This window comes from Methanohalobium sp., assembly GCF_046546175.1.
GTDB lineage: Archaea > Halobacteriota > Methanosarcinia > Methanosarcinales > Methanosarcinaceae > Methanohalobium.
In genome coordinates this window covers 1-6253 of sequence record NZ_JBKGYF010000095.1, presented here as the reverse complement: position 1 = coordinate 6253, position 6253 = coordinate 1, and the positions used below count along the sequence as shown (strand labels likewise).

Annotated in this window: 8 protein-coding genes; 3 read left to right on the top strand and 5 right to left on the bottom strand. The window is 37.1% G+C overall.

All coding sequences use genetic code 11. From position 1 onward, the window contains the following. Positions 1-641 (top strand): IS200/IS605 family accessory protein TnpB-related protein (locus ACLFMM_RS08730; protein ID WP_410808349.1); only part of this gene is annotated, 641 nt, incomplete at its 5' end. Positions 642-670: 29 nt separating this feature from the next. Here ACLFMM_RS08730 and ACLFMM_RS08725 read toward each other — a convergent pair. From ACLFMM_RS08725 to ACLFMM_RS08705, 5 genes are all read right to left on the bottom strand, one after another. Next, positions 671-1444: an ABC transporter substrate-binding protein gene (locus ACLFMM_RS08725; RefSeq protein ID WP_410808348.1), complete on the bottom strand. Its 774-nt coding sequence runs from the start codon at positions 1442-1444 to the stop codon at positions 671-673. A 155-nt stretch (positions 1445-1599) separates the two neighbouring features. Then, positions 1600-2154 (bottom strand): hypothetical protein, encoded by a 555-nt coding sequence (locus tag ACLFMM_RS08720; protein WP_410808347.1) that lies wholly within the window; start codon positions 2152-2154, stop codon positions 1600-1602. A 114-nt stretch (positions 2155-2268) separates the two neighbouring features. Further along, positions 2269-3033 carry an adenylyl-sulfate kinase gene (locus ACLFMM_RS08715; protein ID WP_410808346.1) on the bottom strand — a complete coding sequence of 255 codons (765 nt, stop codon included), beginning with the start codon at positions 3031-3033 and terminating at the stop codon, positions 2269-2271. Next, a complete protein-coding gene (locus ACLFMM_RS08710; protein ID WP_410808350.1) occupies positions 3030-3875 on the bottom strand; it encodes a class I SAM-dependent methyltransferase in 846 nt (281 codons plus the stop codon). The genes ACLFMM_RS08715 and ACLFMM_RS08710 overlap by 4 nt, the downstream gene beginning before the upstream one ends. A gap of 34 nt (positions 3876-3909) precedes the next feature. Then, positions 3910-4380 (bottom strand): S-layer protein domain-containing protein, encoded by a 471-nt coding sequence (locus ACLFMM_RS08705; protein WP_410808345.1) that lies wholly within the window; start codon positions 4378-4380, stop codon positions 3910-3912. 1079 nt (positions 4381-5459) lie between these two features. Here ACLFMM_RS08705 and ACLFMM_RS08700 point away from each other — a divergent pair. Both ACLFMM_RS08700 and ACLFMM_RS08695 read left to right on the top strand, forming a co-directional pair. Continuing rightward, positions 5460-5663, top strand: a complete 204-nt coding sequence (locus ACLFMM_RS08700) for a DUF5320 domain-containing protein (RefSeq protein WP_410808344.1) — start codon at positions 5460-5462, stop codon at positions 5661-5663. A gap of 103 nt (positions 5664-5766) precedes the next feature. Beyond that, the coding region (locus tag ACLFMM_RS08695) for an ABC transporter ATP-binding protein (protein WP_410808343.1) at positions 5767-6253 on the top strand (487 nt) is incomplete at its 3' end.

Sequence of the window (6253 nt, the reverse complement as noted above, 5' to 3'; positions counted from 1 at the left end):
ACTTTGCAACCTGCGTAACGACCAGTGGGACTGCCTTCATACTGGACGGCAGGGGTATCAAATCTTATAACCGCTGGTGGAACAAGGAGAAGAGCAGGTTGCAGTCAGTCTACGATAAACAGAATGTAGATAATGGAATCAAAATGGATAGATTCTCTAATAAAAGGTTCTGGAAGATAAACGATTTCATGAACCAGTGTGTTAATCACATCGTTAAACACTGTCTGGAAAATCAAATCGGCAATATCATAATCGGAGAACTCAAAGAAATCAAACAGGAACAGAACATCGGTAAAGAAAACACCCAGAACTTTCAGACTATACCATTTGCCAGATTTAAACAGAAATTAGCTTCTAAATGTGAATACCACGGTATCAAGTATCATGAAGTAGATGAGGCATATACCAGCAAGGTAGATGCACTGGCTTTAGAACCCATTAGAAAACATAAGAAGTATCTTGGTAAGAGATCGAAACGTGGAATCTTCCAGTCATCTACAGGTAGACTGATCAATGCCGATATTAATGTAGCATTGAACATCTTGAGAAAGGTACTCGGTGATTCCCTCACAGGGATAATCGATAGTGGGGATCTGAACTCCCCTGGAAGAATAAGGTTTTTCGGCAACATACGTCAGTAAAGCAAACTTCTTCCGAAGCCGCTGAGTCTTTAGCTCAGCGGTAGTTCACCACCGGTACAATACTTTGCAACATTGTCCCCACCAGCGATAGTTAATGGTTCGTATACTGATTCTGTACGGGTGAAATCTCTTCCTTCTGCAGCTTCATAAAAACCATCTTTAGCACCTCGAGGTGCGAAATATACTGTAGGTTTTTCGCTTTCATTAAGATTTGAAGTAACGGATTTAACCATATTAACTTTCGACCGGACAAAACCTTCCAGTTCATCGACTCTTTTCTCTTCATCCAGAACTTCTCCTATCAACTGGATATGTTCATAACTACCTTTAAATGTGAAACCTGCACCTGCATCTACACAAGGGCATCCGACTTTGTCTTCGATAGTGTCTCCACGATTATACCATGTAGCATCGAATACTACATCTGGTTGGAGAAGAGCCATGGACTCGTAATCGATTTCTCTACGGGTATTCGTTTCAGGAAGATCATCAAGCTGACCTCCACCATGTATCTGAAGGTTATTCCAGGCATTTGCTGCAATCTTTTCATTGTTTGCATCACGCGGAAGAACACAACCATCTCGTGTACATTCATCAGTAGCGACTATTTTATCAAGCTCGCTAAGAGCGATTACGATTCTGGAATTCTCAGGGTTTGTCGTGACTATCCTTTCTACAGGTCTGTAGAACGTAACTTCCCTGTTATGGGTATCTGTAACTGTTTTTGGTTTACCGTCCCAGTATGTAAGTATATATGAAGCATCTCCTACATCATCAAGTGTGTGAGAACTGTCACCAAGCATATAATCGCATACTTTGGTTGATACTTCCTTTTCAGTGAGCTTACCATCCCCGTTGTCACAAGGAAGTTATAAAGATGCTGCAGAAGCTGTCATTATAGATGAAAACAAACATACAACCAACAATATTCCAGCTAAAAATTTGATTTCAGATTTCATTACCTATCCCCACCTGAATTGTATTTTTTCAGTATAGACAAACAGATTATCAATGAAACTAAGGTTATAAATCCACTAAACCCAGGAAGATTTGAAACTGAACTGTCTCCGTTATCATCTGATTCAGAAGCGCTGTTAGACCCTGGGTTATTTGAACCGGTATCTGAATATGGATCAGTTACAAGAACCCATCTTTCTTTACCTTCATCAAATTCCTGGGTTTGGTAAAGCATGTCCACCCAGTACCTTTCAAAACCCTTTCTATCATTACTGGACGGAATCACATTATACGTGATTTCAGTTTTATCACGTACAGAAAAGGAAATCTTACCGTCATCTCTGTCAACTTTAAAATATTCAGCATCTGATACGTCTGCATCATTTTCTGGAAAAGTAAAACCATCTGGAAGAGTTTCTACGATTCCTACCATGAATGGTTTATCTGTTTTTATATCAAGGGTTATTTCCGCCGTTTCCCCGGTTGAAATATCTGACGGAACACTGCGTTTGACATCATTAATTTCTCCTTCCTCAGCAAGACCAACAGATGACAATAACAAACCTGCAATCATTAATAGAGTCAAATAGGTAGTTAATTTTTTATTTTCATATCAACACCGTCCTGTTAACTAATTAAAATCTAGTACATCGATTTGATTTTCACAATTTCATTTCGGTTGGTAATTTATCAAGAAATCAGATATATCCTCTATCTCAGGAACTGTAAACTGGAACTCGTTTCCAAGGAGACCTGCTTTGAAAATTGATTCATTCACAGGAACGGTAGCTACCAGTTTATCATCCGGTAACTTGCTGCATAATATTTCCCTGGCATCGCCTTCAGCTCTATTGCATATATAATACAATGGTTTATCTATACCGTCGACAATCCAGTCCATCTTTTCAGAAAGACGTATAGATTCATAGGATGGATCAAGCACCATGAAAAGGACATCACATCCTTCTTCTACACCTCTGCCAAAATGTTCAATCCCGGCTTCTGTATCCACCAAAACAAAATCATTTTCACCGGTTTCTATATTATTAATAAGCTGTCTTGCAAGCACACCCATTGGACATGCACAACCTTCCCCAAACTCGTGGATTTTCCCAACAGCCATAAGATACAGGTTACCGTTTCTAACAACGTATTCATCCGGTATAGTTTCAAAATCCCATTTATCATCAAAAAGGTTCAAATCTTTTTCTTCTGAACGTGATTTCATCATTTTATTGATGAGTCTCTTTTTTCCTCCCAAAAAATCCATGAAATCATCTGGAAGTGACATATTCAGTTGTCTGTGAAGCCCGAAATTTGATTCATCATTGTCTATAACAAGAACATTACATCCTTTTTCTACAAGCGATTTGGCAACCAGAGCTGTAAGCGTGCTTTTACCACTTCCACCTTTTCCAAAAAGAAGTGTTTTCACAAGAACACCTCCTTGTCCCACCAGATTTTTACTCTTGTAGTATGACCGTGTTCTACGAATTGGCCGTCATGCTTTTCCAGATTCTCTTTCAGATAATCTCTGAGTAAATTTTCCTGATGCTTTGTATCTATTGTATAGCGAGATCTGAAGAAATCAAACGCTTCATCGATGGATGAGAAAGTGTTCTGATAATCGAGGGAAAACACATGCATGTCAGGATAGATACCCATGTTGTAAATTACATTGTAAAGTACATCACATTTAGGCCGCGGAGTGTACTCTTCACCATACAGCATGGGCCACAATTTATATGAGTGAGCTTCCCAAGGTGTTTCTCCAGCGAACCAGTAAATGTAGACATATTTTGATGATGCAGCCTGCATTTTTTCTATCGCGTCTTTGATATCCGGCATTCCCAGTGAAAAAGACGATATGACAATATCATAATGTCCGTTCAGGTCATTTTCAACATCGACATCTTCCCAGCATTTTTTGACAGTATCGATATTTTCTATGCCGTAATACTCGATATTTTCCTGTAGAATTTCCAGCATTCCATCACCAGGTTCAACAGCAGTAACCTGGTCTGCCTTTTCTGATAGAGGTAATGCCAGACTGCCGGGTCCAGCACCGATATCCAGTACTTTACAATCTTTATGTAATGGAAGCTCATTGATCGTATTTTCTATACGTTCTTTGTTCTGTTGAGACCTTTGCCAGAACCGTTCTGCATTTTCCCTGCTGTTCCACAAATCCGCACAGTTTCCGCGGTTTTCATGGTCTGTGTTCTGGTTGGCCAGTATCATTTCTCTCCAGATATTATTCCAGTCCAAACAATCCATTTTCACAATAACACGTCCTTTTTAAAGTGGAAAATTAATTAGTCCTGCTTTTTAAAACATAAAAAATCGTTAATACACCAGAGAATGTTGCGATAGATGAAAATCCAAGCGAAGACGAACGGATTTGTTTGTCTTCTGCAGGAATAGGACATTTTTCAGAACCACCGCCCTGTTCTGTAATCAAATTCGTTAGTTTGCTGATATCGTCATCAACAGCTATGTATTTCTCACCAAATAGAGGAATAACTGAATAAGTGCTAAAAACGGAAGCATCGGTTTTAGAAATCAATTTGAATTTCTTGCTATAAGGACGAGTGCTATAGATGAGTTCTTTTTTATCAAGAACATCATTTTTCGGACCCGCACCAATAGCCAGGTTCTCTCCTGTATCAAGAACATTTCCACGGATTTCAACCGACTCTGCCGAACAAACAGTCGTAATTAAAACAAATGATACGGCTGCAATCATTAATAGACTTAACCTTCTAATTGACTCGGTTCGCACAGAACGATCCACCTTAACTATTTTTACCGTTACTATACACAATATAATTGCTATCTAGTGTTAATAATATGTAGATTATTCATACTATTTGGATAATATATAAATTTTTATTTTTTTATTAACGCTGCAAACGCTGAAAATTTGTTTTTATAAATGAGAAGATTAATAAAAATTATCTACATCCAATCCTGACAGAACAATCAAACATTTATCAAAAACTATTGAGAGTTTTTTGTGCTTTCGTACCGTTTTTGCAAATTTTAGAATCTTGATTTATAACCAAACATTATTTGGGCACTCTATTAATATTCCTAATATCCAATATTATTAACCAAGACCAAAGTTTAAAAACTAAACATTTAGAAAATATAGAGGTTACAGGAATGATAACAGGATATACTAAAACGTCAAAAAGAATTTTGAATATGTTATCTAAAGATAACTTGACAATCAACCAGATGAAACAAAGATTGAAAATTAATCAATTTGAGTTGTTAATCATATTGAAAAAAATGGAACACATGAATCACCTCAGAATCAACTGGGGTTGCTACAAAATTAATTGTGAAGAGTTGCCGTATATTTTCAGTTGCTATTACCAGATAAATAGTGATACTCATGATATAACATTTGATATTACTGATAAAGGTAAAGAGTTGATATTAAATGAATAACCAGTCTCAAAAGCTACTAAAAACACATTTTGATGGTAAAATGCAGTTATTTAGACATCATGTATATGAAGTGAACTACCACTTGGCTAAAGACCAACTGGCTCCTTAAACTAAAAATTTAAGGATAACTTTAAATCTTTGATTTCAAGAGTAAGGCTTTCCTAGTAACCTTCTTCCGAAGCCGCTGAGTCTTTAGCTCAGCGGTAGTTCACAACGTTGTTAATAGGGCATAAACATACCTCTTCTCCGCCTTTCTGTGTACAGTTAACGTTTTTGCAATGTGTGTCACTTTCTGTTTGCATAGTAAATCACCATCTTGTAATCCACTATATAATTATAAACCTGTTAATTTAAATACTTCATCATTCATCTTTGCTATGTAAAATAAAGTAGAGGTGAATAAGTATGTGTTGTGAACCAAAAGGACATCATGGAGGTTATAAACCTTTAAAATCTGCTTTGAGTTTGGAATGTGGATGTAACTGTGGACATTCTTTCAGGAATTATTTAACTGTTAAAGAAAAACAGGATATTCTGGAAGAATATAAAAATCAGCTTAGGGAAGAATTGAAAGCTGTAGATGAGCATCTTCAGGACCTTAAAGGATAAACGCATGAAACAAGTTGGTTATCCTTATCAGGGTTTCTGAAAGTTAAAACCGGTACAAAACGTTTCTTTTTTCTTCCCTTCTTTTTTGAATGAGGTATAATTTATGTCTGCGATCCAGGTCAAAAATTTAACAAAAACTTTTGGAGATTTTGTGGCAGTAGATAACATTAGTTTTGAAGTGGCAAATGGTGAATTTTTCGGATTCCTGGGACCTAATGGAGCCGGTAAAACCACTACAATAAGGATGCTTGTAGGACTGCTTACACCTAACGATGGTTCTATATTAATCCAGGGATTGGATATAACAAAGGATGTTATAAGTGCGAAAATGAAACTAAGTACAGTCCCTGAAACCGGAAATGTATATAATGATTTGAGTACAAGAGAGAATATACAGCTTGCAGGCAAATTCTACGGTTTATCGAAAACTGAAATTGCAGAAAAATCTGATGAACTGTTGGATGAACTTGGACTATCTGATAGAGGAAATGAACCTGTTATCAATTTTTCAAAAGGTATGCGCCAGAGAGTTAGCATCGCATGTGCAGTCATCCATGAACCAGACATTCTCATATTGGACGAACCTACTG

Excerpts from the sequence above, each read along its gene's own strand:
- ACLFMM_RS08725 (WP_410808348.1), bottom strand. The coding sequence starts at position 1,444 with ATGCTTGGTGACAGTTCTCACACACTTGATGATGTAGGAGATGCTTCA.
- ACLFMM_RS08710 (WP_410808350.1), bottom strand. The coding sequence starts at position 3,875 with ATGGATTGTTTGGACTGGAATAATATCTGGAGAGAAATGATACTGGCC.
- ACLFMM_RS08700 (WP_410808344.1), top strand. The coding sequence starts at position 5,460 with ATGTGTTGTGAACCAAAAGGACATCATGGAGGTTATAAACCTTTAAAA.